Source organism: Pantoea sp. GW821-FHT03E06 (assembly GCF_059420725.1).
Map to the genome: position 1 here is coordinate 1,054,995 of NZ_JBWKUG010000001.1, position 24,823 is coordinate 1,079,817.

Genomic DNA, 24,823 nt, shown 5'->3' on the forward strand with positions numbered 1-24,823 from the left:
TGTGCGATTATTCAGTCAGTTAAGTTGGTATTTCTTGCGCGAGTGGCGGCGGTATTTAGGTGCCGTCAGCTTGCTGATTGTGATTGCGCTTCTGCAATTGCTGCCACCGCATGTGGTGGGCGTGATTGTCGATGGCGTGACACAGCATACTCTGGACGCAGGGCAGATCTTCATGTGGATCGGCATCATGCTGGTGACGGCTGTTGTGGTCTATTTGCTGCGTTACGTCTGGCGCGTGCTGCTATTCGGGGCCTCCTATCAGCTGGCGGTGGAACTGCGTGAGGATTTCTATCGTCAACTCAGTCGTCAGCATCCGGCGTTTTATCTGCGCCACCGCACTGGCGATCTTATCGCGCGTGCCACCAATGATGTTGATCGCGTTGTTTTTGCTGCGGGTGAAGGCGTGCTGACGCTGGTGGATTCTTTGGTGATGGGGCTGGTGGTGCTGGCGGTGATGAGCACGCAAATCAGCTGGCAGCTTACGCTGCTAGCACTGGTACCGATGCCAATTATGGCGTTCGTCATTCAGAAAGATGGCGCCCGTTTGCATCAGCGCTTCAAAGTCGCCCAGGCGGCGTTTTCCAGCCTCAACGATCAAACTCAGGAAAGCCTGACCAGTATTCGCATGATCAAAGCCTTTGGCCTGGAAGATCATCAGTCGCAACAGTTTTCAGACATTGCCGCGGATACCGGCAAGAAAAACCTGCATGTGGCGCGCGTCGATGCGCGTTTCGATCCCACCATCTATATTGCGGTCGGGATATCCAATCTGCTGGCGATCGCCGGCGGCGGCTGGATGGTGTGGAACGGCAGTTTAACGCTCGGTCAGCTCACCAGCTTCGTGATGTATCTCGGTCTGATGATTTGGCCAATGCTGGCGCTGGCCTGGATGATCAATATTGTTGAGCGCGGTAGCGCGGCATGGAGTCGCATTCGCTCGCTGCTGGCAGAAGTGCCTGCGGTTGAGGATGGACAGAAAGTGTTGCCCGCCGACCCCGGCGATCTGCACGTCGCGATCCGCGAATTTCGCTATCCAGCCAGTTCCGGCGCCGTTCTCAGCCATATTAACTTCCAGCTAAAACCGGGCCAGATGCTCGGTTTATGTGGCCCAACCGGGTGCGGCAAGAGTACGTTGCTGAGCCTGATTCAGCGTCATTTCGATATCGACCAGGGAGATATTCGCTATCACAATACCCCGCTGCAGCAGCTACGGCTTGATAGCTGGCGCAGTCGTTTGGCGGTGGTGAGTCAAACGCCATTTCTGTTCTCCGACACTATCGCCAATAATCTGGCGCTGGGTCGCCCAAATGCCACGCAGCAAGAGCTGGAACAAGTGGCGAAAATGGCCTGCGTGCATGACGATATTCTACGCCTGCCCCAAGGTTATGACACCGAAGTGGGCGAGCGCGGCGTGATGCTGTCTGGTGGACAGAAGCAGCGCATCTCAATTGCGCGTGCGCTGTTGCTGAATGCCGAAATCCTGATTCTTGATGATGCGCTGTCGGCGGTTGATGGTCGCACGGAACATGACATCCTGCATAACCTGCGTCAGTGGGGAAAAGGCCGCACGTTAATTATCAGTGCGCACCGTTTGTCGGCGCTGACCGAGGCCAGTGAAATTCTGGTGCTGCAGCATGGCGCGGTGGCGCAGCGTGGCGATCATGACACCTTAACAGCCAAAGAGGGCTGGTATCGCGATATGTACCGCTATCAGCAGCTAGAAGCCGCATTAGATGAGGATGAAGTGGCAGAAGGAGCACGCCGTGGCTAAATCACAACGTTTATGGCCAACGCTGAAACGATTACTGGCGTATGGCAAACCGTGGCGTAAATCGCTGTGGCTGGCAGTAGGAATGCTGTGGATTGCAGCTGCTGCGGAAGTTACCGGGCCCGTGCTGGTCAGCTACTTTATCGATAATCTGGTGGCGAAACATCAGATGCCGTGGGGGATTGCGGCTGGGCTGCTGGTGAGCTTCGTTCTACTGCAATTGCTGGCGGCCGGTTTGCACTATTTTCAGGCGCTGCTGTTTAACCGTGCGGCCATTGGCGTAGTGCAGCAGCTGCGCGTTGATGTGATGAACGCGGCGCTGCGTCAACCGCTCAGCGCTTTTGATACGCAGCCGGTCGGACAAATAATCTCGCGCGTCACTAATGACACCGAAGTGATCAAAGATCTTTACGTCACCGTGGTCGCCACCGTATTGCGTGCTGCTGCGCTGATTGGTGCGATGCTGGTGGCGATGTTCTCGCTTGATTGGCGTATGGCGCTGGTGGCGCTGGTGATTTTCCCGCTGGTGCTGACGGTGATGATGATTTATCAACGCTTCAGTACGCCAATTGCCCGCCGCGTGCGCAGCTATCTGGCCGACATTAATAACGGTTTCAATGAAGTGATCAACGGCATGAGCGTGATCCAACAGTTTCGCCAGCAGGCACGTTTTGGTGAGCGCATGGGCGAAGCGAGTCGTTCGCACTATCTGGCGCGGATGGAAACGCTGCGGCTGGACGGTTTTCTGTTGCGTCCGTTGCTGAGCTTGTTCTCCGCCATGATTCTGTGCGGTTTGTTGATGCTGTTTAGCTTCGCCACGCCGGGCGTGTTTGAGGTTGGCGTGCTTTATGCGTTCATCACGTATCTTGGCCGACTCAATGAACCCTTGATTGAATTAACTACGCAGCAGTCGATGCTGCAACAGGCGGTGGTATCAGGCGAACGCATTTTTGAACTGATGGATGCCGTGCAGCAAGGCTACGGCGCAGATGATCGGCCGCTGGCGTCAGGAGAGATTTCCCTGCGCGATGTGAGCTTTGCTTATCGTGATAACCGCGACGTACTGAGCAATATTAATCTTGACGTGCCAGCGCGCAATTTTGTGGCGCTGGTTGGGCATACCGGCAGCGGGAAAAGTACCTTAGCCAACCTGTTAATGGGCTATTATCCGGTAACACGCGGCACTATCGAACTGGATGGTCGTCCGTTGCCGCTGCTATCACACGCAGCCCTGCGCCAAAGCATCGCCATGGTGCAGCAGGATCCGGTGGTGCTGGCAGATTCGTTGCTGGCCAACGTCCGCTTAGGGCGCGACATCCCAGAAGAGCAAGTGTGGCAAGCGCTGGAAACCGTGCAGCTGGCATCGCTGGCGCGCAGCATGTCTGATGGGATTTACACGCGCCTTGGCGAGCAGGGCAATAACCTCTCGGTTGGACAGAAACAGCTGCTGGCACTGGCGCGCGTGCTGGTGTCATTGCCGCAGATTCTGATCCTTGATGAAGCCACTGCCAATATCGATTCCGGGACTGAGCAAGCAATTCAACACGCATTACGCGCTCTGCGGCAGCACAGTACGTTGGTGGTGATTGCACACCGGCTTTCCACCATCACGGAAGCCGACCAGATTTTAGTGCTGCACCGTGGACAGGTGGTTGAGCGCGGTACGCATACTGAATTGCTGGCTCAGCAGGGACGTTATTGGCAAATGTATCAGCTGCAGCAGGCTGGCGATGAACTCGCAGCGGGCATTCCCGTACATGCTGAAGGGTGATCTGCACCTTTTTTGCACAGTTTTATCGGAATGTTCTGTATTGATGCACTGCTTTGAGGCTGTGGGCACCAGAACAGTGCAACTTTGCAACACCTTACTCTTTCCCTCTGCCAAAATTGCGTCGCGCTTCACATAACGAAGCGTGATGCAGCGCGCCTATTCTACTGACATTCCACTTTTTTTATTTATGGCACAGCCTTTGCTTATATCCCTACGTGTCCGCGAAGACTCACTCAATTTCTTATCCGGAGGGGAACGTATGAAGCTGGTTACCGTGGTAATCAAACCATTTAAGCTGGAGGACGTGCGTGAAGCCTTATCCTCTATTGGCATTCAGGGACTGACAGTGACCGAAGTTAAAGGTTTTGGTCGCCAGAAAGGTCACGCAGAGCTTTATCGCGGTGCCGAGTACAGCGTTAACTTCCTGCCAAAAGTAAAAATTGATATCGCTATTGCGGACGATCAACTCGACGAAGTGGTCGATGTTATCAGCAAAGCCGCTTATACCGGCAAAATTGGCGACGGCAAGATTTTCGTCGCGGAACTGCAGCGCGTCATTCGTATTCGCACCGGCGAGACCGACGAAGCAGCACTGTAACTGGGGCTCTGAATTGTGATGGGATGGAAAGAAATGAATAAAGTAATGACGAAGTTGGGCCTCACCAGCCTCGCGCTGTTACCCTCGCTGGCCATGGCGGCCGCGCCTGCCGTAGCCGATAAAGCCGATAATGCCTTTATGATGATCTGTACCGCGCTGGTACTGTTCATGTCCATTCCGGGTATCGCTTTGTTCTACGGCGGTTTGATCCGCGGTAAGAACGTGCTCTCCATGCTGACCCAGGTTGCCGTGACTTTCTCGCTGGTATGCGTGCTGTGGGTGATTTATGGCTACTCACTGGCCTTCAGTGAAGGCAACGCCTTCTTCGGGAACTTCCAGTGGGCGATGCTGAAGAATATTGAGCTGAAAGCCGTGATGGGCAGTTTCTACCAATATATTCACGTGGCTTTCCAGGCATCATTTGCCTGTATCACCGTCGGTCTGATTGTGGGCGCTCTGGCAGAACGTATTCGCTTCTCTGCGGTGCTGATTTTCGTCGTCGTGTGGTTGACGCTGGCTTACCTGCCAATCGCACACATGGTGTGGGCGGGCGGCTTGCTGGCACAAGATGGCGCGCTCGATTTTGCAGGTGGTACCGTTGTCCATATCAATGCCGCAGTTGCTGGTTTGGTGGGGGCTTACCTGGTTGGCAAGCGTGCAGGGTTCGGTAAAGAAGCGTTCAAACCGCATAACCTGCCGATGGTGTTCCTCGGTACTGCGATCCTGTACGTCGGTTGGTTTGGTTTTAATGCCGGTTCAGCTTCCTCTGCGAACGAAATCGCTGCGCTGGCCTTCCTGAATACCGTCGTGGCAACTGCGGGCGCTGTTTTGTCGTGGGTGTTTGGCGAATGGGCGGTGCGTGGTAAACCTTCTCTGTTGGGGGCGTGCTCAGGTTTCATCGCGGGTCTGGTGGCGATTACTCCTGCCTGTGGTTACGTTGGTGTCGGCGGCGCGCTGATCATCGGCCTGGCGGGTGGCTTAGCCGGTCTGTGGGGCGTGACGACGCTGAAAAGATGGCTGCGCGTTGATGACCCGTGTGATGTGTTCGGTGTGCACGGCGTATGCGGTATCCTCGGCTGTATCCTGACGGGTGTATTTGCCTCCTCTTCATTGGGCGGCGTGGGCTACGCAGAAGGCGTGACCATGGGACATCAGGTTTGGGTGCAGTTGTTCAGCGTTGGTGTAACCATCGTCTGGACCGCAGTTGTTGCCTTTATCGGCTTCAAACTGGCGGATATGATTGTTGGCCTGCGTGTTCCGGAAGATCAGGAACGTGAAGGTTTGGATGTGAACAGCCACGGCGAGAACGCTTACAACCAGTAAGTATCGGGCTGAAGAAGAGCAGTGCGCTAAAACTATAAAAAGTACAAGGGGCGATGATTTCGCCCCTTTTTTATGCGTCGCGTTGGCGCATCACGCCTTCCTGTACCGTGGTTGCCACAAGGGTGCCATCCTGCTTGTAAAATTCACCGCGCACAAAGCCCCGTGCGCTGGACGCAGAGGTACTTACCACGCTGTACAGCAGCCATTCTGATAAGTCGAACGGGCGATGGAACCACATAGAGTGATCGATGGTGGCGACTTGCATATCGGCCTCAAGGAAGCCTTTGCCGTGCGGCTGCAGAGCAACGGGTAAGAAGTTGAGATCGGAAGCATAACCCAGCAAGTATTGGTGAATACGGCGATCTTCTGGCAGCTCGCCGTTGGCGCGGATCCACACCTGGCGAACCGGTTCGTCAACGTGCCCTTTTAGCGGGTTGTGAATCTGCACGGGGCGGATATCGAGTGGACGTTCGGCGAGGAATTTTTCTTTCAGCTTGAGCGGCAAGTGCGCGGCCAGCTTTTTCGCTAAGTCTTGTTCCGAGGGGAGATTTTCCGGGCCCGGCACCTGCGGCATGCTGTTTTGATGTTCGAAACCACTTTCGGGCGCCTGGAATGAGGCCGTCATGTAAAAGATCGGCTGACCATTCTGTACCGCACTTACGCGGCGAGCGCTGAAGCTTTTACCGTCACGCAGCGTTTCAACATCATAAATGATAGCTTTATGGCTATCGCCAGGCCGCAAGAAGTAACTGTGAAAAGAGTGGATGATGCGTTCTTCAGGCACCGTTTGTTTTGCGGCGTACAGCGCCTGACCCACCACCTGGCCACCAAACACCTGGCGTAGCCCAAGATCTTCGCTCTGACCCCGAAACAGGCCTTCTTCCAGTTTTTCCAGATTCAATAAATTAAGCAGGTTGTGCAGTGCCTGGCTCATTGCGGATTCCTCAGTGTGTCTTTCGCGTCAGTGTGAAAGATCCGACCAGTTTCCGTCAATGATTTTGCCGCGATTTCAGCAAGCTGCTGGCGGCTTTGGGCGCAATGCCGATTTTTGTGCCAGAATTAAGGACATTCGGCGGCTGAAAAGCTACCCAACATATTCACCGCCGATAATCATATGTTCACAAGGAGACGACATCGATGAAACTCTGGCAAGTTATTAGCGGTATGACTTTGGCGGCAGCGATTACAGGTTGTGCTGATCACAGCAAGCCGGTGGCAACACCTACGCTGGGTTCAGCAGTAGCAGGGCAGCAGGCTGCGATCACGCAGCCTAACGTCAGTGGTTCGGTGTATATCCGCCAACGTATTGCGCTGCCGCCGGATGCGGTGCTAACCGTAACGCTCTCGGATGCTTCGCTGGCTGATGCACCGTCTAAGGTACTTTCGCAGCGCGTGGTGCGCACGGAAGGTAAACAGGCGCCGTTCCAGTTTATCTTGCCATTTAATCCGGCAGACATTCAGCCAAACGCGCGCATCCTGTTAAGCGCGGCGATTGCGATTGATGGCAAGCTGGCGTTTATTACCGATACGGTGAAACCGGTGATTAATGAGGGTGGAACCAAAGCGGAGCTGCTGTTGGTGCCGGTAACTAACGTCGCAATGCCAACCCAGCCGGGCGCAGCGACCACAGTGCCTTCTACTTCACCGACGCAGGTTACGCCATCGGCTTCGGTGCCAGCACCGACGAACTTGTAATCTTACAAATGGCATAGGCCGAGCGCTCAGGCCCGCTGCCGTGGAGTAAAGCGTCACACGCCATGGATGGCGTGTGCCGAGCGATCAGGGACGAGACAGCGGCTTTACGAAACGGTAGCGGGTCTGAGCGCGACATAGAGCACCACTAAATTTGCCACCGATATTTTTCTAATTCGATTTCCCCAGCATCACTCACTTCAATCCCTTCCGCTTCCAGCGCATCACGCTGACGAAACAGGTCATCGCCCTGCAGTGAAATGCGCCCATGGCGATTGATGACGCGAAACCAGGGTAATTTACTGCCTTCTGGCAAACGGCGTAATACGCCGCCCACCTGACGCGCTGCACGTGGCGATCCTGCCAGCTGCGCCACATCACCATAAGTGGTGACTTTTCCCGCCGGAATGGCCGCAATGATCTGCCAGACGCGCTCTGAAAAGTTGTTTTGGTCGCTCATGTGCGCACCTATTTTTATTGAGGAAAGGGCTAAACTTTAGCATGCAGAAGGGTAGACAACAGCGCTTAGCTGTGTGCTTGTGCAAGAAAACAACGGTTGTCCGGCCTGCGCTTGCAATTGCCAGGGTGTTACTTGATAATGCCTGCGCTCTCGAAATGAGGGTTCGTCAATGGGGGCCCTGTTGGTTCTCCCGCAACGCTAACTTGTGAACTCGGTCAGATCCGGAAGGAAGCAGCCGCAGCAGGCGACGCGTGTGCCGGGATGTAGCTGGCAGGGCCCCCACCCATTTGTACCCACCTAAAAACTTCACTGAATGCGACGCACAGAGAAATCTGGCACTCCTTTGCCGGGGAATCACTCCTTGATGAATACAATGTCGTTGCAGAACGGCAGATAGAGGAGAAACTTAGCGGACGAACTTCCAGACAGAAACCGGTACTTTGTCATACAGCTTATTCATCGTCAGTTCAGCCAGACGATGATCGGCTGCCGAATAGAATACTGCGAGTTCATTGTCAGGTAATTCGTACTTGTTCTTTTCGATTACCCGTTCAAGGGTGTCGATTGAGCGACAGCGGCGCAGTCGCATCAAATAGTCTGTTTTTGTTAAGGCTTGGTTGCTCATAAATAAACCGGTCTCAGTCTGGTGCTAAAAGGAATGGCTAGGTTGTTGGAGATAAGCACACTCTTCGGCAAACAGATTAAATAAACGTTTTGCAGAACGCTGCCACCGTTGTAAATCCTGAGTATTGATTCCGTAACTGCTGAACAGCATAAAGGTATCGTCAAGATATTCATCGATTTGCGTTATCAGGGCTTCATCTTCAACGTGCTTAATTTTGTAATTCATCGTGAAAGAAGCGATGTGCTCAATCAAATCGTTGAGCTGTAAATTGCTTTCCGAAGTAGGATCATTAACCCAACCATGATGGCTATCAGTCAATGTTGCCATACTTTCGTCGAACATGTTCTCACACAGGTATTTAAGCTGGGCAATATCATGCCGTTTCGGTGAGTATTCGTCCATCTTTTTCCCCTCCATAGCTAGCACAGTTACCGCAGTGCGGCGAGATTAGGAAAAGCTACCAGGAAGCGATTACGAATAAAAATGTCTTAGCGACTCCTTAAATGTAATCCACAATCATTAGCTTTGCTCACCTCAATTACCAAATATTACAATTCATCGGCAGGAGAGGGGCGCGCATTATCAATCACCGCAAACACCAGTGCGCCGGGCGATACCTGGAACAGCACTTCTTCACGACGCTTAAAAGTTTCATTTAAATCCAGGCAAGGATTAAATAAATTCCAGCTAAAATCGTAAAGCATTTTAAATCGATAATCGTCTGAAGGTTGAATAGAAATAACATGGAAGCTATTGGGAACTAATTGCGCGTTTTGAGAATACCACTGTAAATCACCGGCTAATGCCTCGGCTATTTTGAGAATATTCCCCTGGATAATTCTTTGCAACTTTTCGCAATCGTCCTCATCCATAGCAATATCACAATGAATAATAGACGCCATTTTGTATCCAGTAAAAGAGTTACGTTTCTATCATTGGGCTTCTTACGCAACATTGCAAGTCGCTAATAAACAGAAACAGCAATCGTTGTGATGGGTTTCATAACTTAATCAGGCGAAAGCATTGAATTTCTGCTGATGTCTTCGGAAAAGAACAACTTTTGAAACACTTTTGCTCAGGCATAACACAGGGAGATCGGGTAACGTAATTGTTATGTTATAACATTTTTGGTTGTAGAGTATGAATCACAGTGGATTACTTCTATCCCTTGGCGGGCGTGTGCTGATCGCGCTGTTGCTGATTTCTCTGCTGGCGCTTTCAATTTGGTGGGGCCTGCAGTAATGATACATTTCAAGGACTTACAAGCAGGGTATCACGGGCGCGCGGTAACGCCGGTCGTCAATGGTGCATTGATGAAAGGCAGCATGACGGCATTGGTCGGCGCTAACGGCACGGGTAAATCAACCTTATTGAAAACCATTGCGGGTTTACTGCCTCCCATTTCGGGCTGTTGTGAATTGCAGATGCCGCGCAAAGCGCTCGGATGGTTACCGCAACGCAGTGAACTCGAAACACGTTTTCCTCTTACGGCTTATGAACTGGTTGCCATGGGATGCTGGCCGCGTTGTGGATGGTTCGGTGGCATCAATCGCACGTTACGTCGGGAAATCGATGCCGCACTTGATGCTGTACACATGCGTGAATTCGCGGATGCTCAGCCCTCAACCCTCTCCGGCGGACAATTGCAGCGCGTGCTCTTCGCGCGTTTGATGCTGCAGCGCAGCCAGCTGTGGCTATTAGATGAACCCTTCAATGGCATTGATACGCAAACCGTCACCTTACTGATGTCGATCCTCGAACAGCAGCAACAGACTGGCACCACATTATTAGTCGTATTGCACGATCGTCCACTGGTTGCGCGTTATTTCCGCGATGTGTTGTCGCTCGACGTAGCTGGCGCCGCGGACACGCCACCCTTGCGCAGGGTAGCGTCGTGACATTAATCCAGCCCTTTATCGAATTTGGTTTTATGCGCCGCGCGCTGGTCGCCTGCGTTGCATTGGCGATCAGCGCTACGCCGCTGGGTGTCTTTCTTTCACTGCGCCGCATGAGTTTGGTCGGCGATGCGCTGTCGCATGCCGTGCTGCCCGGTGCGGCGATTGGTTATCTGGTGTCAGGTTTATCGCTGGTGGCGATGGGCATCGGCGGCCTGATTGCCGGTTTGGCGGTGGCATTACTCTCTGGCGCTGTCAGCCGCTATACACATCTGAAAGAGGATGCCAGTTTCTCCGGCTTTTACCTCGGTTCTCTCGCGCTTGGCGTCACGCTGGTGTCGCTGCGTGGTTCAAGCGTTGATCTGCTGCACGTGTTGTTTGGGTCACTTTTGGCGGTGGATAACGCAGCCATTGTGCTGGTTGGCGGGATTGCGGCATTCACTCTGCTGCTATTGGCAGTGATTTTCCGTCCGCTGGTCATTGATGCCTTTGACCCCGATTTTCTGCGAGCTCAGGGTAAATGGAGCGCACCGCTGGTACACGGCTTATTCCTGATGCTGGTGGTACTCAATTTAGTGGCTGGATTTCAGGTGCTCGGTACGCTGATGTCGGTGGGATTGATGATGCTGCCCGCTACCAGCGCGCGTTTCTGGAGTCGCCATCTGGCCTGCATGCTGGGTATCGCCATGCTGTTGGCCGTCGTCTCTGCGCTGATTGGCCTGATGCTATCGTGGCATTTCTCGCTACCCGCCGGCCCGGCGGTGGTGCTAAGCGCTGCGGTGCTATTTCTGATTTCTGTTTTGACAGGACCATGTGGCGGCCTGCTGCGCCGTCGATAATCACACTATAAGGGGATAGGAATGAAGAAGTTACCGCTGAGTCTGGCGATTGGTGTAATGCTGGTAAGCCCACTGACGCTGGCTAAAAGCGTCGATGTTGTCGCCAGTTTTACCGTGCTGGCAGATATCGTTAAGCAGGTTGGCGGCGAGCACGTCAATGTGAAGTCGCTGGTGGGGCCTAACGGCGATCCACACACCTTTGAACCTACGCCGCAGGATAGTCAGGCGCTGTCAAAGGCTGATGTGGTGTTTGTCAGCGGTTTAGGGATGGAAGGGTGGATGGATCGCCTAATTAGCGCGTCAGGCTACAAAGGCACGATTGTGGTGGCATCAAATGGAGTGAACACACGCAAGATGGAAGAGGACGGTAAAAGCGTCACCGATCCGCACGCCTGGAACAGTATGCAAAACGGTGTGATTTACGCCACGAATGTGATGAATGCACTCATCAAAGCGGATCCTGAAGATGCGGCGGATATCCGTAAAAGCGGTGAAAGCTACATTCAGCAGTTGCAGAAATTAGATAGCTGGGCGAAAACTGCCTTTAATAAAGTGCCGAAAAGTAAGCGTAAGGTGCTAACCAGCCATGATGCCTTCGGCTATTTCGGCCAGCGTTATGGCGTAAGCTTCCTCGCGCCGGTTGGATTCTCTACCGAAGCAGAAGCCAGTGCCAGCGATGTGGCCTCAATCATCAAACAGCTGAAGGCTGAGCACATCAACACCTACTTTATGGAGAACCAGACCGATCCACGTTTGGTGAAACAGATTGCCAGCGAAACCGGTGCGCAGCCGGGCGGGGAACTCTATCCGGAAGCGTTGTCTGAGGCTAATGGCCCTGCTGCAACCTACGTTGCGGCATTCAAACACAACGTTGACGCTATGCTGCATAGCATGCAATAAAAAAAGGCCGGGGAGCATCCCGGCCAATTATCACGACACTTTCCTACCTTTTTTTCTTTCTTCCCTGAACCGCCTTAAAGCGCGGATTCGTTTTACAAATGACATAAATGCGACCTTTGCGCCGCACGACTTTGCAATCTTTATGGCGAGTCTTAGCAGACCGCAATGAACTCAATACCTGCATGCCTCATCTCCCGTGTTACTTGTTGCGCGTAAGAAAGCTGCCAAAACGTTGGTTGAAACGTGCGGTACTGCCTTCTTTGGCGAAATCTTTCTGCTTGCCGGTGTAGAACACATGAGATTTAGAGGAGACATCCAGCGTCACGTAGGGCAGCACTTCACCTTCATACTCAATAGTCCGTTCAGTTTTGATAGTAGAACCGACCTTAAAGTACTCGTTAGCTGAGGTGTCGTGGAACACAACAGGACGGTAATGGGGATGAATATTCGGTTTCATAATGACCTCGTTATGTAATGTTATAATATAACAATAGTATGAACCTGAAGGATGTCGATTGCAACCGTGTTAAATACAGGGATTCTAAGGGGGAGGAGATAACAATAAAAAAGGCCGCATCAGCGGCCTTTTAGAGAAGGGTAAAACTTAGTGCTTATGTTCCACCGGATGACCCTGCTCCAGCTCAGATTTATTCTTGCTGAAGCGGCGGCGCACCACCACGAAGAACACCGGAACGAAGAAGATAGCCAGCGCTGTCGCGGTTACCATCCCGCCCATAACGCCAGTACCTACCGCATTCTGCGCACCAGAACCTGCGCCAGTACTGATCGCCAGCGGCATTACGCCGAGGATGAAGGCGAGTGAGGTCATCAAAATCGGACGCAGACGCATACGTGATGCTTCCAGCGTTGATTCAACCAACCCCTTGCCCTCCTTCTCCATCAAATCCTTAGCGAATTCAACGATCAGGATGGCGTTCTTCGCCGACAATCCTATGGTGGTCAACAAGCCCACCACAAAGTAGACGTCGTTGCTCAAGCCGCGCAGTGTGGTAAACAGAAGTGCACCAACGACACCCAGCGGTACCACCAACATTACTGAGAACGGAATCGACCAGCTCTCATACAGGGCCGCCAGACACAGGAACACCACGATCAGCGAGATGGCATACAGCGCCGGCGCCTGGTTGCCGGACAAGCGTTCCTGGTAGGACATACCCGTCCAGTCGTATCCGATCCCCGCAGGCAGTTTTCCTGCCAGCTGTTCCATCAGGTTCATGGCATCACCGGAGCTCTTGCCTGGCGCAGCCTGGCCAAGAATCTCCATCGACGGCAAGCCGTTGTAACGCTCCAGGCGTGGCGAACCATATTGCCATTTCGCCGATGCGAAGGCCGAGAATGGAACCATGGTGCCAGTGCCGTTGCGCACATACCATTTGCTGATATCGTCCGGCAACATACGCGAATCGGCCTGGCCCATGACGTAAACTTTCTTCACGCGACCGCGGTCGATGAAGTCGTTGACGTAGGAACCACCCCAGGCCGCGCCCAGCGAGGTATTGATGTCAGACAGCGACACACCCAACGCCTGCGCTTTTTCCTGATCGATGATCAGTTTGTACTGCGGCGTATCTTCCATACCGTTTGGACGTACGCCCACCAGCGTATCCGGATGCTGGGCAATCATGCCAAACAGCTGGTTACGCGCGGCGGTCAGCTTCTCGTGACCCAGGTTACCCTGATCGGTCAACATGAAGTCGAAGCCAGTGGCGTTACCCAATTCGATAATCGCCGGCAGGTTGAACGGGAACACCATTGCATCTTTGATCTGTCCGAGCGCCTGCATAGCACGTCCGGCAATCGCAGGCACTTTCAGGTTGGCATCGCCACGCTCATCCCACGGCTTAAGGCTAACAAACGCGATACCGGTGTTCTGACCACGACCGGCGAAGCCGAAGCCGTTAACAGTAAACACCGAATTAACGCTGTCTTTCTCTTTGGTCAGGAAGTAGTCACTTACCTGATCCAGTACTTTCTGCGTACGTTCCTGAGTTGCACCGGCGGGTAGCTGTGCCTGTGCCAGTAACAGACCCTGATCCTCTTCCGGCAGGAACGAGGTAGGCAGTTTCAGGAACAGGTAGGCCATACCGACGACAATAACCAGATAAATCAGCAGGTAGCGACCGGTACTACGCACGATATGGCCAACACTATCCACGTAGTGGTTGGTGCTCTTATCGAACAGCCGGTTGAACCAACCGAAGAAACCGGTGGTTTTACCGTGGTTACCTTTTGCCACCGGCTTCAGCAGGGTGGCACACAGCGCTGGCGTTAGGATCAACGCCACCAGTACCGACAGCGCCATCGCAGAAACGATGGTGATCGAGAACTGGCGATAGATTACGCCGGTTGAACCGCCGAAGAAGGCCATCGGAATAAATACCGCAGACAGCACCAGTGCGATACCCACCAATGCGCCCTGAATCTGCTCCATCGAACGTTTCGTGGCTTCTTTAGGCGGTAAACCCTCTTCGGCCATAACACGTTCGACGTTCTCTACCACCACGATGGCGTCATCCACCAGCAGGCCGATGGCGAGCACCATCCCGAACATCGTCAGGGTGTTTATCGAATAGCCAAAGGCGCTGATAACCGCAAAGGTACCGAGCAAGACCACCGGAACGGCAATAGTTGGAATCAGCGTTGCACGGAAGTTCTGCAGGAACAGATACATCACCAGGAACACCAGCACGATCGCTTCGAACAGCGTTTTCACCACTTCGAAAATCGAAATTTTAACGAACGGCGTAGTGTCGTACGGATAAACGGTTTTCATGCCTGACGGGAAGAACGGCTGCAGTTTAGCCAGTTCCGCTTTTACGGCATCCGCAGTATCCAGTGCATTCGCGCCGGTTGCCAGTTTGATACCGATACCGGAAGCCGGTTTGCCGTTATAACGTGCGATGATCTCGTAGTTTTCACCACCCAGTTCAATCTTCGCCACGTCACGCAGACGCACCTGCGAACCATCCTGATTCACTTTCAGCATGATATTGCCGAACTCGTCTGTCGATGTCAGACGGGTTTGCGCAATAATCGAGGCGTTAAGCTGTTGGCCTGGTACCGGCGGTGTTCCGCCCAACTGGCCCGCTGCAACCTGGGTGTTCTGAATTTTCAGTGCATTAATGACATCTACTGGCGTCAGCTGATAGTTGTTCAGCTTGTGCGGATCCAGCCAGATACGCATCGCATACTGGGCACCAAACACCTGAGTATCACCTACGCCGGGCGTACGGCTAATCGGGTCTTTGATGTTAGAGGCAACATAGTCAGAGATGTCATTCTGCGTCATGTTGTCGTCATCGCTCACAAAGCCGGCCACCATCAGGAAGCTGCTGGAGGATTTTTTAACCTGAATACCCTGTTGCTGTACTTCCTGCGGCAGTAATGGCATTGCCAGCTGCAGTTTGTTTTGTACCTGAACCTGCGCGATATCGGCATCAGTACCGGATTGGAAAGTCAGCGTCAGCGTCAACGTACCCGACGAGTCACTGCTTGAGGCCATATACATCAGGCCATCAATCCCGTTCATGTTTTGCTCGATAACCTGGGTTACCGAATCCTGCAGCGTCTTCGCATCAGCACCTGGGTAGGTCGCCTGGATTTCAACTGCCGGTGGCGCAACATTGGGATATTGCTCAATCGGTAGGCTGATAATCGACAGCAAGCCGGCCAGCATAATGATGATGGCGAGCACCCACGCAAAAATGGGGCGATCAATAAAGAACTTAGCCATGTATCAGTGGCTCCTGTTTATGACGATGATTTAGCAGACGGTGATTCTGGTGCAGCTTTGGCATCGTCGGAGACTTCTTGTGGCGTCACCTGCGCACCCGGTTTGGCACGCTGGATACCGGTGGTAATCACCCGATCGCCTTCTTTCAGACCGTCCGTGACCAGCCACTTGTTACCAAATGCCTGATTAGCGGTGATGTTACGAGATTCCACTTTATTATCCGCGCCAACCACCAACGCTGTTGCCTGACCGGTTGGAGAGCGCGTTACGCCCTGTTGCGGTACCAGCAGTGCCGTTGGGTTGGTGCCTTCATCCAGACGAGCGCGAACAAACATGCCTGGCAGCAGGCGGTTGTCCGGATTCGGGAAGATGGCGCGCAGGGTAATCGAACCGGTGGTTTCATCGACGCTCACATCAGAGAATTCCAATGTGCCTGTCTGAGCGTATGCGCTACCGTTTTGCATCAGCAGGGTGACGTTGGCCTTACCGTCGTTCTGTTTCAGCTGACCGGATTCCAGCTCTGCGCGCAAACGCAGGAAATCATCACTGGATTGGGTCACATCGACATACATAGGATCGAGCTGTTGCACGGTCGCCAGCGCCGTGGTTTGCCCATTGGAAACCAACGCACCTTCGGTCACTGATGATTTACCAATACGACCGCTGATAGGCGAGGTCACTTTGGTATACGCCAGATTGATGCGTGCAGTTTCAACGTTGGCACGTGCAGCCTGTGCCGCGGCAGCAGTTTGTGCTGCTGTACCTGCTGCGTTGTCATAATCCTGCTGACTGATGTACTTAGTACCCAGCAGCGGCTTGTAACGCGTAATGGTTAACTGCGCAACGCGGGCATTGGCTTCTGCCTGCGCTAAATCCGCTTTGGCACTGTCGTATGCTGCCTGATAGGTGGCGGGATCAATCTGATACAGCGATTGACCGGCTTTGACGTCACTTCCTTCCACAAAATTGCGTTTAAGGATAATACCTGACACCTGAGGGCGAACTTCAGCAACGCGAAAAGCCGAGGTACGGCCCGGCAGCTCGGTAGTAATTTTCAATGGTTCGTTTTTTAACGTGACAACACCCACTTCTGGGGGCTGCTGCTGGGCGGCTTGCTGGGATTTATTATCATCACATCCTGTTAACAAAAAGCTGCCTGAAAGCATCAGGACGGCCGCCAGAGGCGCTAATCCTCTGTTTTTATTCATAAATAAACCTCTAGTGTCCGATATCAAATGATCAATGGATCACAAACCGATAAACCCATTGCTGCGTTAAAACACGGGTCGTGCTATGGTACATACATTCACAAATGTATGTAAACTTACAAGTTTGTAAAAAAAGCCCTTTATGGCACGAAAAACCAAAGCGCAAGCTCTTGAAACACGGCATCAAATTCTTGACGCCGCATTGACACACTTTTCAAAACACGGTGTGGCCGCCACGTCTCTGGCGGATATCGCAGCAGCGGCCGGCGTCACGCGCGGTGCTATCTACTGGCATTTCAAAAACAAAGCCGATCTTTTACATGAGATCTGGCTACGTTGTGACGCTGGGCTGGACGATGTGGAACTTGAGTATCAGACAAAATACCCCGGCGATCCACTTTCTGTTGTTCGCTCGATGTTGATCTATATCCTTGACGCCACAGCAAAGGATCCGCAAAGACGCGCATTAATGGAGATTATCTTTCATAAATGTGAGTTTGTTGGCGAAATGTCCACGTTACAGGATATGCAGCAGAGCTTACTGCAAGAGTGTTACGATCGAATTGAAAACGTACTTCGCCTTTGTATTGAAGCTGGCAAATTACCTGCCGGCCTTAATACACGTCAAGCTGCGCTACTGATGCGTGGCTATATTAATGGCATGATGGAAAGCTGGTTATTCAATCCACAAAGCTTTGATTTAGCTGCAGATGCGCCACAGCTGGTGGATGCGTTCCTGGATATGCTGCGCCTGAGCCCAACGCTGATTAGTCAGCCTTAACCTCCGCCGCTTTTTTTTGCTCATAATCACGTTGAACTATCGCTAATGCCGCCAGCACGGTGGTGGTGGGGACGTGATTCTCTTCAAGCAATTGAATCAGATCGACGGCAAGCTTAATTTCGTCTGGTGCGCTGTCCAGTGACATTGTTTCTCCTAAATACGTAATTTTGCCGCGACCAGCAGCATAAAGAGGGCGCCAGCGAGTGCCGAGACGAAACCAGCGGGGGCTAAGCTTGCCAGATCGCCGGTGGTAAAGTAGGTGGCAATGTAGCCGCCAATCAGCGCACCAATCACCGCCAGCACCAGCGTGGGCACAAATCCCCCCGGACGACCGGGAAAAATCACCCGCTTTAGCCAACCTGCGGCTAATCCAATCACAATCCAAAAAACCAGCGTCATGATTTTTCTCCTCTTTCTGACTAAAAGGAGTATAGAGGAAAACGCGTCGCGTTTAGCGTGGCGTAGATGGCAGCGCCAGTTTATAGATAGCAGCGCGGCAGCGCGCCAGCCGCTCTTGCAGCTGATCGACTTCACGCATCAGTTGCTGCTGAACGCTCAGGGTTTCAGCACGTGCCAGATGCTGTTCGCGTTGCTGAATCATTGCCAGCAATCGCTGCTCGTAGCCTTGGTACTCTTCACGCTTTTTTTGACGTGAATCGATACGTGGACGCTCGCGCTGCACGCGCAGCTGTTGGCTCTGACACTCCCGCTGCAACGCGGCGATTTGATCCAGCACTTTATCCGCCAGCCATTGGCGCCGTGCCACATCAGTATTAGCAGCGGTTAACTGCGCGACATTGCCTTCCAGTTCGAGGAGATAATCCGCCAGGCGTGTGCCGGAGGTGCGAAACAGTTGTGAATCAAAGCGTGGCTGACGACAGGCACCATCCGGCTGCTGCGCAATCTGCTGGCGTAATAAATCCAGTGTCGCGCCAAGGCGCTGTTGTGCGGATGGTTGGGGCATCACTCGGTTTCCGACTGTGTTAACGTAACGCTGTTTTGACTCTTTCAGGCATCCGGCATGCAGCGTATTTTACTACTGAGCCTTGGCTGGCTGGCGATTGTGCTAGGTACGCTCGGCATTGTATTACCTTTATTACCTACAACGCCATTTGTGTTGCTGGCGGCCTGGTGTTTTGCGCGCTCGTCGCCGCGCTTTCATGACTGGCTGCTATGGCGATCGCCGTTTGGCCGCTTTATTCGCCACTGGCAGCAGCATCGAGCTATGCCGCCCGGCGCTAAAGGACGCGCCATATTGCTGATTGTGATTACCTTTTCGATGTCCATTTATCTGGTGAACCTGCTGTGGGTGCGCATCCTGTTAGGCGTGATGCTGTGCCTGCTGCTGCTGTTTATGTGGCGAATCCCGGTGGTGGACGAGAATGACAACCCGCCGCAACCTTAGCGTTAGGGTTGCATTTAGCGAGGTATTTGCATAGATTTGGGCATCTTCGTGCGTGGCTTCCCTTATAAACCTCTTCGCTTAACCCGGTTTCCGGTTTTTGGCGCTTGAGAAGTCGCGCGTATTAGATATTTTCTCCAGGCGTAACATTTATGACCGCAACTGCGCAGCAGCTTGAACTCATCAAAAACAGCATCAAAAGCATTCCTGACTATCCGAAGCCGGGCATTCTGTTCCGTGACGTCACCAGTCTGATGGAAGATCCGCAGGCTTACGCCGCGTCGATCGCCATTCTGGTTGAGCGTTATCGTGACAAGGGCATCACCAAGGTGGTGGGAACGGAAGCGCGCGGCTTCCTGTTTGGTGCGCCAGTGGCGCTGGGGTTGGGCGTGGGTTTTGTGCCGGTGCGTAAACCTGGCAAACTGCCGCGTGCCACCTTCAGTGAAAGTTATGAGCTGGAATACGGTACCGACGCGCTGGAGCTGCACAAAGATGCGATCAAGCCAGGTGACGTGGTGCTGGTCGTCGACGATCTGCTGGCAACCGGCGGCACCATTGAAGCCACGGTGAAACTGATCCGCCGCGCCGGTGGTGAAGTGCAAGATGCCGCCTTCGTGATTAATCTGTTCGATCTGACCGGCGAAGCCCGTCTGACCGCCATGGGCGTCAAATGCTATAGCCTGGTGAATTTCCCCGGCCACTAAGGCCTGTGCGCTCCGCTATGTGGCGGGGCGCAACCTCCGTAAAGTTATCGGTTGCTGATCCGGTTGTGGCTGTTAAACTACTGCCAAAATAAACAGGGTTTGCGAAGCTGCATCTTCTCCCTTCTCCTTAAAATCCAGTGATTGAATCCACATGAGCTATCAGGTACTTGCGCGAAAATGGCGTCCCCAGGCTTTCGCTGACGTAGTCGGTCAGGAACATGTGCTGACTGCGCTGGCCAACGGATTGTCACTGGGACGAATCCATCATGCTTATCTCTTTTCCGGCACCCGCGGCGTAGGGAAAACCTCGATCGCCCGTCTGCTGGCCAAGGGCCTAAACTGTGAAACTGGCATCACCGCAACACCCTGCGGACAATGCGATAACTGCCGTGAGATTGAGCAGGGCCGTTTTGTCGATCTGATTGAGATTGATGCTGCATCGCGCACCAAAGTTGAAGATACGCGCGATCTGCTCGATAACGTGCAGTACGCGCCGGCGCGTGGTCGCTTCAAGGTTTACCTGATCGATGAAGTGCACATGCTGTCGCGCCACAGCTTCAACGCGCTGCTAAAAACGCTGGAAGAGCCGCCATCACACGTTAAATTCCTGCTGGCGACCACCGATCCGCAAAAGCTGCCGGTGACGATTCTGTCACGCTGCCTGCAATTCCATCTTAAAGCGCTCGATGTCGAGCAAATTCAGCAGCAGCTGGCGCATGTGTTAGAGCAGGAGCACATCGCTGCCGAACCGCGCGCGCTGCATCTGCTGGCCCGCGCCGCTGATGGCAGCATGCGTGATGCGCTCAGCCTGACCGATCAGGCTATCGCCATGGGGCAGGGCAGCGTCACGCGTGATACCGTGGCGCAGATGCTTGGCACGCTGGACGATGAGCAGCCGCTGGCGCTGATTGAAGCGCTGGTGGAGGGGCAAGGCGAACAGGTGATGGCGCTGCTGAATCAGGCGGCGTCGCGCGGTGTGGAGTGGGAGGCGCTGCTGGTGGAAATGCTGCGTTTGCTACACCGCATTGCGATGGTGCAGCTGTTGCCGAGTTCGCTTAGCGAGGATGATCTCAGCCAGGCCGATCGCCTGCGTGAGTTAGCGCGCGTGCTGCCACCGGCTGATGTACAACTCTATTACCAAACGCTATTGATGGGGCGGAAAGATCTGCCGCTGGCACCGGATCGTCGCCTGGGCGTGGAAATGACGCTGCTGCGCGCATTGGCATTCCATCCGCAGGCGACGATTGCTGAGCCCGTCGCCCGTCCGGTATTAACGCCACAAAGCGCGCCGCAGGTTGCACCTGCACCTGCGGCAGCCAAAGCGCCATCTGCGCAGGCTGCACAGCCACAAATGGCACCACCCGTTAACGAGGCGCCGCCAGTTTCGGATGATTATCCTGACATGCAAACAGCGCCCGATCCGTTACCCGATTCCACCAGCCAGCTGTTACAGGCGCGAACTCAGTTGCTGCGTCAGGGAGCCGGCAAAGCAAAAAAGAGTGAGCCGGCAGCGCGTTCCGCGCGGCCGGCGAATCCGGCGCTGGAGCGTCTCGCGAACGTCACCGAACGTGTACAGCAGCGCGCCTCTGAATCCACGGTAAAAGCGCCGGCTAAACCGGAAGCCTACCGCTGGAAAACGCAGCTGCCATCCGAGGTAAAACCAGAGCCGGTAGCGACGCCAAAAGCCTTGCGTTCGGCTCTGGAGCATGAGAAAACGCCTGAGCTGGCGCTTCGTCTGGCGGAAGAGGCCCAGCAACGCGATGCGTGGGCAGCGGAAATTGCCACGCTGACGTTACCGAAACTGGTGCAGCAAGTGGCGCTCAACGCATGGAAAGAAGTGAGTGAAAAGGGCATTACGCTGCATCTGCGCAGCAGCCAGCGCCATCTGAATTCCGCTTCCGCTCAGCAAACTTTAGCGGAAGCATTAAGTCAGTCTGCCGGCCAGCCGGTTGAATTGACCATTATTGAAGACGATAATCCCACGGTATTGACGCCACTGGAGTGGCGCCAGGCCATTTACGAAGAGAAACTGTCGCAGGCGCGACAGTCGATCGAAAGTGATACCCATATTCAGACATTGCGTCGATTCTTCGATGCCGATTTGGATGAAGAGAGTATTCGACCGGTGTGAACATGCTGCCGCGCGTTGATTGCGCGCAGCCCCAGCAGAGAGAGAAAACTATGTTTGGTAAAGGCGGATTGGGCAACCTGATGAAACAGGCCCAGCAGATGCAAGACAAAATGGCCAAAGTGCAGGAAGAGATCGCCGCGATCGAAGTGACCGGTGAATCAGGCGCGGGCTTGGTTAAAGTTACCATCAACGGTGCGCACAACTGCCGTCGTGTTGAAGTCGATCCTAGCTTGCTGGAAGATGACAAAGACATGCTGGAAGATCTGATCGCCGCGGCCTTTAACGATGCTGCACGCCGTATCGACGAAACGCAGAAAGAGAAAATGGCCTCTGTATCAAGTGGCATGCAGCTGCCGCCTGGCTTCAAGATGCCGTTCTAATGCAAACCAGTCCACTGCTTGAATCTTTGATGGAGTCGTTGCGTTGCCTGCCGGGCGTTGGCCCGAAGTCGGCGCAGCGCATGGCTTTTCAGCTGTTGCAGCGCGATCGTAGCGGTGGCATGCGTCTGGCGCAGGCGTTGACCCGCGCCATGTCGGAAATCGGCCACTGCGCCGATTGCCGAACCTTCACCGAGCAGGAGATCTGCACCATCTGCGCCAATCCGCGCCGTCAGCAAAACGGCCAGATTTGCGTAGTGGAAAGCCCGGCTGATATCCACGCCATTGAGCAAACCGGCCAGTTCGGCGGACGCTACTTTGTGCTGATGGGCCATTTGTCACCGCTGGATGGCATTGGTCCGCAGGATATTGGTCTGGATCGGCTGGAGCAGCGTCTGGAGCGCGAAACCCTAACCGAAGTGATCCTCGCCACCAACCCCACGGTGGAAGGAGAAGCAACGGCCAACTACATCGCCGAGCTGTGCGGGCAATATGGCGTTGATGCCAGCCGCATTGCGCACGGTGTACCGGTTGGCGGTGAGCTGGAAATGGTGGACGGCACCACGCTGTCGCACTCGCTCGCTGGACGTCATAAGATTAATTTCTAATCACTTGCCGATGTCTTCACGGATATCGGCTTGAAATCCTGCCCTTCATCCCCATTTCTCTCTCAACGTATCATCAACCCCGATTCAGTTGAGGTAGCAATGACCATGAAAGGACAAGAGACGCGTGGCTTCCAGTCAGAGGTAAAACAACTTCTGCACCTGATGATCCATTCCCTCTATTCAAATAAAGAGATTTTCCTGCGCGAGCTGATTTCCAACGCTTCAGATGCCGCCGATAAATTGCGCTTCCGTGCGCTGTCGACGCCAGATCTGTATGAAGGCGATGGTGAGCTGCGCGTGCGCATCTCGGTCAATCCGGAAAACCGCACCCTGACGCTTAGCGATAACGGTATCGGTATGCGCCGTGATGAGGTGATTGAGAACCTCGGTACCATCGCGAAATCGGGTACCAAATCCTTCCTCGAATCTCTGGGTTCCGACCAGGCGAAAGACAGCCAGCTGATCGGCCAGTTCGGCGTAGGCTTCTATTCAGCCTTCATCGTGGCGGATAAAGTTACCGTGCGCACCCGCGCAGCCGGTGCAAAAGCCGATGAAGCGGTGTTCTGGGAATCAGCCGGCGAAGGTGAATACACGCTGGCGGAGATTGAGAAAGCCGATCGCGGCACCGACATCACGCTGCACTTCCGTGAAGGCGAGGACGATTTCCTTGATGCATGGCGTGTGCGTAATGTGATCAGCAAATACTCCGATCACATCGCGTTGCCGGTTGAAATTGAAAGCAAAGACGAAGAAACCGGCGAAAGCAAATGGGAGAAGATCAACAAAGCCCAGGCGCTATGGACGCGTAACAAGTCCGAGATCAGCGACGACGAATACAACGAGTTCTATAAGCATATCGCCCATGATTTTAGCGATCCGGCAATCTGGAGCCACAACCGTGTAGAAGGTAAACAGGAATATACCAGCCTGCTTTACATCCCGGCGCGTGCGCCGTTCGACATGTGGAACCGCGACAGCAAGCACGGCCTGAAACTTTATGTGCAGCGCGTCTTCATCATGGACGATGCTGAGCAGTTCATGCCGAACTACCTGCGCTTTGTCCGTGGCCTGATAGATTCTAACGATCTGCCACTGAACGTGTCGCGTGAAATCCTGCAGGACAGCCGTGTCACTCAGAGCCTGCGTAGCGCGCTGACCAAGCGTAGCCTGCAGATGCTGGAAAAACTGGCGAAAGACGACGCAGAAAAATATCAGCAGTTCTGGAAAGAGTTTGGTCTGGTGTTGAAAGAGGGCCCGGCTGAAGACAACGCGAATCAGGAAACCATCGCCAAACTGCTGCGCTTTGCCACCAGCCAGAGTGAAGGCGCCGAGCAGACCATTTCGCTGGAAGATTATCTGAGCCGCATGGTAGAAGGTCAGGACAAGATTTACTACATCACCGCTGACAGCTATGCCGCTGCGAAGAGCAGCCCGCATCTGGAACTGTTCCGTAAGAAAGGCATTGAGGTGCTGCTGCTCTCCGATCGTATCGACGAATGGATGATGAGCTACCTCACCGAGTTCGACGGCAAAACCTTCCAGTCAGTGAGCAAAGCGGATGATTCCCTGAGCAAATTGGCTGACGAAGAGACTGAAGAGCAGAAAGAAGCGGAGAAAGCGCTGGAGCCGTTCGTTGAACGCGTGAAAACCCTGCTGGGCGAGCGCGTGAAAGAGGTGCGTCTGACACATCGTCTCACCGACACGCCAGCGATTGTTACCACCGATGCCAACGAAATGACCACGCAGATGGCGAAGCTGTTTGCTGCGGCCGGTCAGGACGTGCCGGACGTGAAGTACATCTTCGAGATTAACCCGGATCATACGCTGGTGAAACGTGTGGCTGATACGCAGGACGAAACGCGCTTTGCGGAGTGGGTTGAGCTGCTGCTGGATCAGGCGCTGCTGGCAGAACGCGGCACGCTGGACGATCCGAACCAGTTTATCCGTCGTATGAACCAGCTGCTGACGGCGTAATCGCACCAAACTC

Annotated in this window: 27 protein-coding genes, 1 other RNA gene and 1 other annotated feature; of the genes, 16 read left to right on the top strand and 12 right to left on the bottom strand. The window is 53.8% G+C overall.

Translation table 11 applies throughout. The annotated features are described in order from the left end of the window. Position 1 precedes the first annotated feature (1 nt). From AC07WB_RS04790 to amtB, 4 genes are all read left to right on the top strand, one after another. Complete coding sequence (locus tag AC07WB_RS04790; RefSeq protein WP_494940116.1) at positions 2-1,771, top strand: SmdA family multidrug ABC transporter permease/ATP-binding protein; 1,770 nt, start codon at positions 2-4, stop codon at positions 1,769-1,771. Continuing rightward, positions 1,764-3,539, top strand: coding sequence for a SmdB family multidrug efflux ABC transporter permease/ATP-binding protein (locus AC07WB_RS04795; RefSeq protein ID WP_494940117.1), 1,776 nt, complete (start codon positions 1,764-1,766; stop codon positions 3,537-3,539). The genes AC07WB_RS04790 and AC07WB_RS04795 overlap by 8 nt, the downstream gene beginning before the upstream one ends. Before the next feature lie 259 nt (positions 3,540-3,798). Further along, positions 3,799-4,137 (top strand): P-II family nitrogen regulator, encoded by a 339-nt coding sequence (glnK, locus tag AC07WB_RS04800; protein WP_007886947.1) that lies wholly within the window; start codon positions 3,799-3,801, stop codon positions 4,135-4,137. A gap of 33 nt (positions 4,138-4,170) precedes the next feature. After that, positions 4,171-5,460 carry an ammonium transporter AmtB gene (gene amtB, locus AC07WB_RS04805; RefSeq protein WP_097094701.1) on the top strand — a complete coding sequence of 430 codons (1,290 nt, stop codon included), beginning with the start codon at positions 4,171-4,173 and terminating at the stop codon, positions 5,458-5,460. Positions 5,461-5,530: 70 nt separating this feature from the next. On the opposite strand, the gene tesB is transcribed toward amtB, so the two are convergent. Next, a complete protein-coding gene (gene tesB, locus AC07WB_RS04810; RefSeq protein ID WP_097094700.1) occupies positions 5,531-6,394 on the bottom strand; it encodes an acyl-CoA thioesterase II in 864 nt (287 codons plus the stop codon). A 203-nt stretch (positions 6,395-6,597) separates the two neighbouring features. Here tesB and AC07WB_RS04815 point away from each other — a divergent pair, with 203 nt between their 5' ends. Further along, a complete protein-coding gene (locus tag AC07WB_RS04815) occupies positions 6,598-7,155 on the top strand; it encodes a YbaY family lipoprotein (RefSeq protein WP_097094699.1) in 558 nt (185 codons plus the stop codon). Positions 7,156-7,300: 145 nt separating this feature from the next. Here AC07WB_RS04815 and AC07WB_RS04820 read toward each other — a convergent pair whose 3' ends face one another. Then, positions 7,301-7,612: an MGMT family protein gene (locus tag AC07WB_RS04820; RefSeq protein ID WP_097094698.1), complete on the bottom strand. Its 312-nt coding sequence runs from the start codon at positions 7,610-7,612 to the stop codon at positions 7,301-7,303. Positions 7,613-7,791: 179 nt separating this feature from the next. Between AC07WB_RS04820 and ffs the strand changes: the two genes are divergently transcribed. Continuing rightward, positions 7,792-7,888, top strand: an RNA gene (ffs, locus tag AC07WB_RS04825) — signal recognition particle sRNA small type. A gap of 130 nt (positions 7,889-8,018) precedes the next feature. Here ffs and hha read toward each other — a convergent pair. From hha to AC07WB_RS04840, 3 genes are all read right to left on the bottom strand, one after another. Continuing rightward, positions 8,019-8,237 carry a hemolysin expression-modulating protein Hha gene (gene hha, locus AC07WB_RS04830; RefSeq protein ID WP_007886938.1) on the bottom strand — a complete coding sequence of 73 codons (219 nt, stop codon included), beginning with the start codon at positions 8,235-8,237 and terminating at the stop codon, positions 8,019-8,021. A 24-nt stretch (positions 8,238-8,261) separates the two neighbouring features. After that, complete coding sequence (gene tomB / locus AC07WB_RS04835) at positions 8,262-8,639, bottom strand: Hha toxicity modulator TomB (protein WP_097094692.1); 378 nt, start codon at positions 8,637-8,639, stop codon at positions 8,262-8,264. Between the two features lie 146 nt (positions 8,640-8,785). After that, positions 8,786-9,139, bottom strand: coding sequence for a hypothetical protein (locus AC07WB_RS04840; RefSeq protein WP_097094691.1), 354 nt, complete (start codon positions 9,137-9,139; stop codon positions 8,786-8,788). Between the two features lie 339 nt (positions 9,140-9,478). On the opposite strand from AC07WB_RS04840, the gene AC07WB_RS04845 reads away from it, so the two are divergent. Genes AC07WB_RS04845 through AC07WB_RS04855 form a run of 3 tightly spaced genes read left to right on the top strand, consistent with a single transcriptional unit; the run spans position 9,479 to position 11,871 of the window. Then, positions 9,479-10,135: a metal ABC transporter ATP-binding protein gene (locus tag AC07WB_RS04845; RefSeq protein ID WP_494940118.1), complete on the top strand. Its 657-nt coding sequence runs from the start codon at positions 9,479-9,481 to the stop codon at positions 10,133-10,135. Beyond that, positions 10,132-10,971, top strand: coding sequence for a metal ABC transporter permease (locus AC07WB_RS04850; RefSeq protein WP_097094689.1), 840 nt, complete (start codon positions 10,132-10,134; stop codon positions 10,969-10,971). Before AC07WB_RS04845 ends, AC07WB_RS04850 begins: the two co-directional genes overlap by 4 nt. A 21-nt stretch (positions 10,972-10,992) precedes the next feature. After that, the gene (locus AC07WB_RS04855) at positions 10,993-11,871 is read left to right on the top strand and encodes a metal ABC transporter substrate-binding protein (protein WP_097094688.1); all 879 of its coding nucleotides are present in this window, start codon (positions 10,993-10,995) and stop codon (positions 11,869-11,871) included. A 43-nt stretch (positions 11,872-11,914) separates the two neighbouring features. Here AC07WB_RS04855 and ykgO read toward each other — a convergent pair whose 3' ends face one another. From ykgO to AC07WB_RS04875, 4 genes are all read right to left on the bottom strand, one after another. Then, complete coding sequence (gene ykgO / locus AC07WB_RS04860) at positions 11,915-12,055, bottom strand: type B 50S ribosomal protein L36 (RefSeq protein ID WP_008103894.1); 141 nt, start codon at positions 12,053-12,055, stop codon at positions 11,915-11,917. Between the two features lie 15 nt (positions 12,056-12,070). After that, complete coding sequence (locus AC07WB_RS04865) at positions 12,071-12,328, bottom strand: type B 50S ribosomal protein L31 (RefSeq protein WP_097094687.1); 258 nt, start codon at positions 12,326-12,328, stop codon at positions 12,071-12,073. Between the two features lie 147 nt (positions 12,329-12,475). Continuing rightward, complete coding sequence (locus tag AC07WB_RS04870; RefSeq protein WP_345827143.1) at positions 12,476-15,625, bottom strand: efflux RND transporter permease subunit; 3,150 nt, start codon at positions 15,623-15,625, stop codon at positions 12,476-12,478. A 17-nt stretch (positions 15,626-15,642) separates the two neighbouring features. Then, positions 15,643-16,833 (bottom strand): efflux RND transporter periplasmic adaptor subunit, encoded by a 1,191-nt coding sequence (locus AC07WB_RS04875; protein ID WP_345827142.1) that lies wholly within the window; start codon positions 16,831-16,833, stop codon positions 15,643-15,645. 142 nt (positions 16,834-16,975) lie between these two features. Between AC07WB_RS04875 and acrR the strand changes: the two genes are divergently transcribed. Beyond that, the gene (acrR, locus tag AC07WB_RS04880) at positions 16,976-17,614 is read left to right on the top strand and encodes a multidrug efflux transporter transcriptional repressor AcrR (RefSeq protein ID WP_097094684.1); all 639 of its coding nucleotides are present in this window, start codon (positions 16,976-16,978) and stop codon (positions 17,612-17,614) included. On the opposite strand, the gene rsmS is transcribed toward acrR, so the two are convergent. From rsmS to priC, 3 genes are read right to left on the bottom strand one after another with little or no spacing between them, the layout of a single operon-like run. Beyond that, the gene (rsmS, locus tag AC07WB_RS04885; RefSeq protein ID WP_097094683.1) at positions 17,601-17,759 is read right to left on the bottom strand and encodes a pleiotropic regulatory protein RsmS; all 159 of its coding nucleotides are present in this window, start codon (positions 17,757-17,759) and stop codon (positions 17,601-17,603) included. The two genes, acrR and rsmS, sit on opposite strands and share 14 nt — an antisense overlap. Positions 17,760-17,767: 8 nt before the next feature. Continuing rightward, positions 17,768-18,013, bottom strand: a complete 246-nt coding sequence (locus AC07WB_RS04890) for a GlsB/YeaQ/YmgE family stress response membrane protein (protein WP_494940119.1) — start codon at positions 18,011-18,013, stop codon at positions 17,768-17,770. 52 nt (positions 18,014-18,065) lie between these two features. Continuing rightward, positions 18,066-18,578 carry a primosomal replication protein PriC gene (gene priC / locus AC07WB_RS04895; RefSeq protein ID WP_345827140.1) on the bottom strand — a complete coding sequence of 171 codons (513 nt, stop codon included), beginning with the start codon at positions 18,576-18,578 and terminating at the stop codon, positions 18,066-18,068. Positions 18,579-18,635: 57 nt separating this feature from the next. Here priC and AC07WB_RS04900 point away from each other — a divergent pair, with 57 nt between their 5' ends. From AC07WB_RS04900 to htpG, 6 genes are all read left to right on the top strand, one after another. Further along, complete coding sequence (locus tag AC07WB_RS04900) at positions 18,636-19,019, top strand: DUF454 family protein (RefSeq protein ID WP_494940120.1); 384 nt, start codon at positions 18,636-18,638, stop codon at positions 19,017-19,019. A 149-nt stretch (positions 19,020-19,168) separates the two neighbouring features. After that, the gene (apt, locus tag AC07WB_RS04905) at positions 19,169-19,720 is read left to right on the top strand and encodes an adenine phosphoribosyltransferase (protein WP_097094679.1); all 552 of its coding nucleotides are present in this window, start codon (positions 19,169-19,171) and stop codon (positions 19,718-19,720) included. 151 nt (positions 19,721-19,871) lie between these two features. Beyond that, a complete protein-coding gene (gene dnaX / locus AC07WB_RS04910; protein ID WP_494940121.1) occupies positions 19,872-21,851 on the top strand; it encodes a DNA polymerase III subunit gamma/tau in 1,980 nt (659 codons plus the stop codon). Further along, positions 21,193-21,254: a sequence feature (DnaX frameshifting element), on the top strand. It overlaps the preceding gene by 62 nt. Before the next feature lie 50 nt (positions 21,852-21,901). Then, positions 21,902-22,231: a YbaB/EbfC family nucleoid-associated protein gene (locus AC07WB_RS04915; protein WP_097097583.1), complete on the top strand. Its 330-nt coding sequence runs from the start codon at positions 21,902-21,904 to the stop codon at positions 22,229-22,231. Continuing rightward, positions 22,231-22,836 (top strand): recombination mediator RecR, encoded by a 606-nt coding sequence (gene recR, locus AC07WB_RS04920; protein WP_008103873.1) that lies wholly within the window; start codon positions 22,231-22,233, stop codon positions 22,834-22,836. The genes AC07WB_RS04915 and recR overlap by 1 nt, the downstream gene beginning before the upstream one ends. Before the next feature lie 105 nt (positions 22,837-22,941). Continuing rightward, a complete protein-coding gene (gene htpG, locus AC07WB_RS04925; RefSeq protein ID WP_345827137.1) occupies positions 22,942-24,810 on the top strand; it encodes a molecular chaperone HtpG in 1,869 nt (622 codons plus the stop codon). The last annotated feature ends 13 nt before the right edge of the window (positions 24,811-24,823 follow it).

Coding starts and splice junctions, on each gene's coding strand:
- htpG (WP_345827137.1), top strand. CDS start 22,942: ATGAAAGGACAAGAGACGCGTGGCTTCCAGTCAGAGGTAAAACAACTT.
- priC (WP_345827140.1), bottom strand. CDS start 18,578: ATGCCCCAACCATCCGCACAACAGCGCCTTGGCGCGACACTGGATTTA.
- AC07WB_RS04855 (WP_097094688.1), top strand. CDS start 10,993: ATGAAGAAGTTACCGCTGAGTCTGGCGATTGGTGTAATGCTGGTAAGC.
- acrR (WP_097094684.1), top strand. CDS start 16,976: ATGGCACGAAAAACCAAAGCGCAAGCTCTTGAAACACGGCATCAAATT.
- AC07WB_RS04820 (WP_097094698.1), bottom strand. CDS start 7,612: ATGAGCGACCAAAACAACTTTTCAGAGCGCGTCTGGCAGATCATTGCG.
- AC07WB_RS04865 (WP_097094687.1), bottom strand. CDS start 12,328: ATGAAACCGAATATTCATCCCCATTACCGTCCTGTTGTGTTCCACGAC.
- hha (WP_007886938.1), bottom strand. CDS start 8,237: ATGAGCAACCAAGCCTTAACAAAAACAGACTATTTGATGCGACTGCGC.
- AC07WB_RS04845 (WP_494940118.1), top strand. CDS start 9,479: ATGATACATTTCAAGGACTTACAAGCAGGGTATCACGGGCGCGCGGTA.
- amtB (WP_097094701.1), top strand. CDS start 4,171: ATGAATAAAGTAATGACGAAGTTGGGCCTCACCAGCCTCGCGCTGTTA.
- tesB (WP_097094700.1), bottom strand. CDS start 6,394: ATGAGCCAGGCACTGCACAACCTGCTTAATTTATTGAATCTGGAAAAA.
- AC07WB_RS04890 (WP_494940119.1), bottom strand. CDS start 18,013: ATGACGCTGGTTTTTTGGATTGTGATTGGATTAGCCGCAGGTTGGCTA.
- AC07WB_RS04870 (WP_345827143.1), bottom strand. CDS start 15,625: ATGGCTAAGTTCTTTATTGATCGCCCCATTTTTGCGTGGGTGCTCGCC.
- AC07WB_RS04900 (WP_494940120.1), top strand. CDS start 18,636: ATGCAGCGTATTTTACTACTGAGCCTTGGCTGGCTGGCGATTGTGCTA.
- apt (WP_097094679.1), top strand. CDS start 19,169: ATGACCGCAACTGCGCAGCAGCTTGAACTCATCAAAAACAGCATCAAA.
- tomB (WP_097094692.1), bottom strand. CDS start 8,639: ATGGACGAATACTCACCGAAACGGCATGATATTGCCCAGCTTAAATAC.
- dnaX (WP_494940121.1), top strand. CDS start 19,872: ATGAGCTATCAGGTACTTGCGCGAAAATGGCGTCCCCAGGCTTTCGCT.
- ykgO (WP_008103894.1), bottom strand. CDS start 12,055: ATGCAGGTATTGAGTTCATTGCGGTCTGCTAAGACTCGCCATAAAGAT.
- AC07WB_RS04815 (WP_097094699.1), top strand. CDS start 6,598: ATGAAACTCTGGCAAGTTATTAGCGGTATGACTTTGGCGGCAGCGATT.
- AC07WB_RS04875 (WP_345827142.1), bottom strand. CDS start 16,833: ATGAATAAAAACAGAGGATTAGCGCCTCTGGCGGCCGTCCTGATGCTT.
- glnK (WP_007886947.1), top strand. CDS start 3,799: ATGAAGCTGGTTACCGTGGTAATCAAACCATTTAAGCTGGAGGACGTG.
- recR (WP_008103873.1), top strand. CDS start 22,231: ATGCAAACCAGTCCACTGCTTGAATCTTTGATGGAGTCGTTGCGTTGC.
- AC07WB_RS04840 (WP_097094691.1), bottom strand. CDS start 9,139: ATGGCGTCTATTATTCATTGTGATATTGCTATGGATGAGGACGATTGC.
- AC07WB_RS04915 (WP_097097583.1), top strand. CDS start 21,902: ATGTTTGGTAAAGGCGGATTGGGCAACCTGATGAAACAGGCCCAGCAG.
- rsmS (WP_097094683.1), bottom strand. CDS start 17,759: ATGTCACTGGACAGCGCACCAGACGAAATTAAGCTTGCCGTCGATCTG.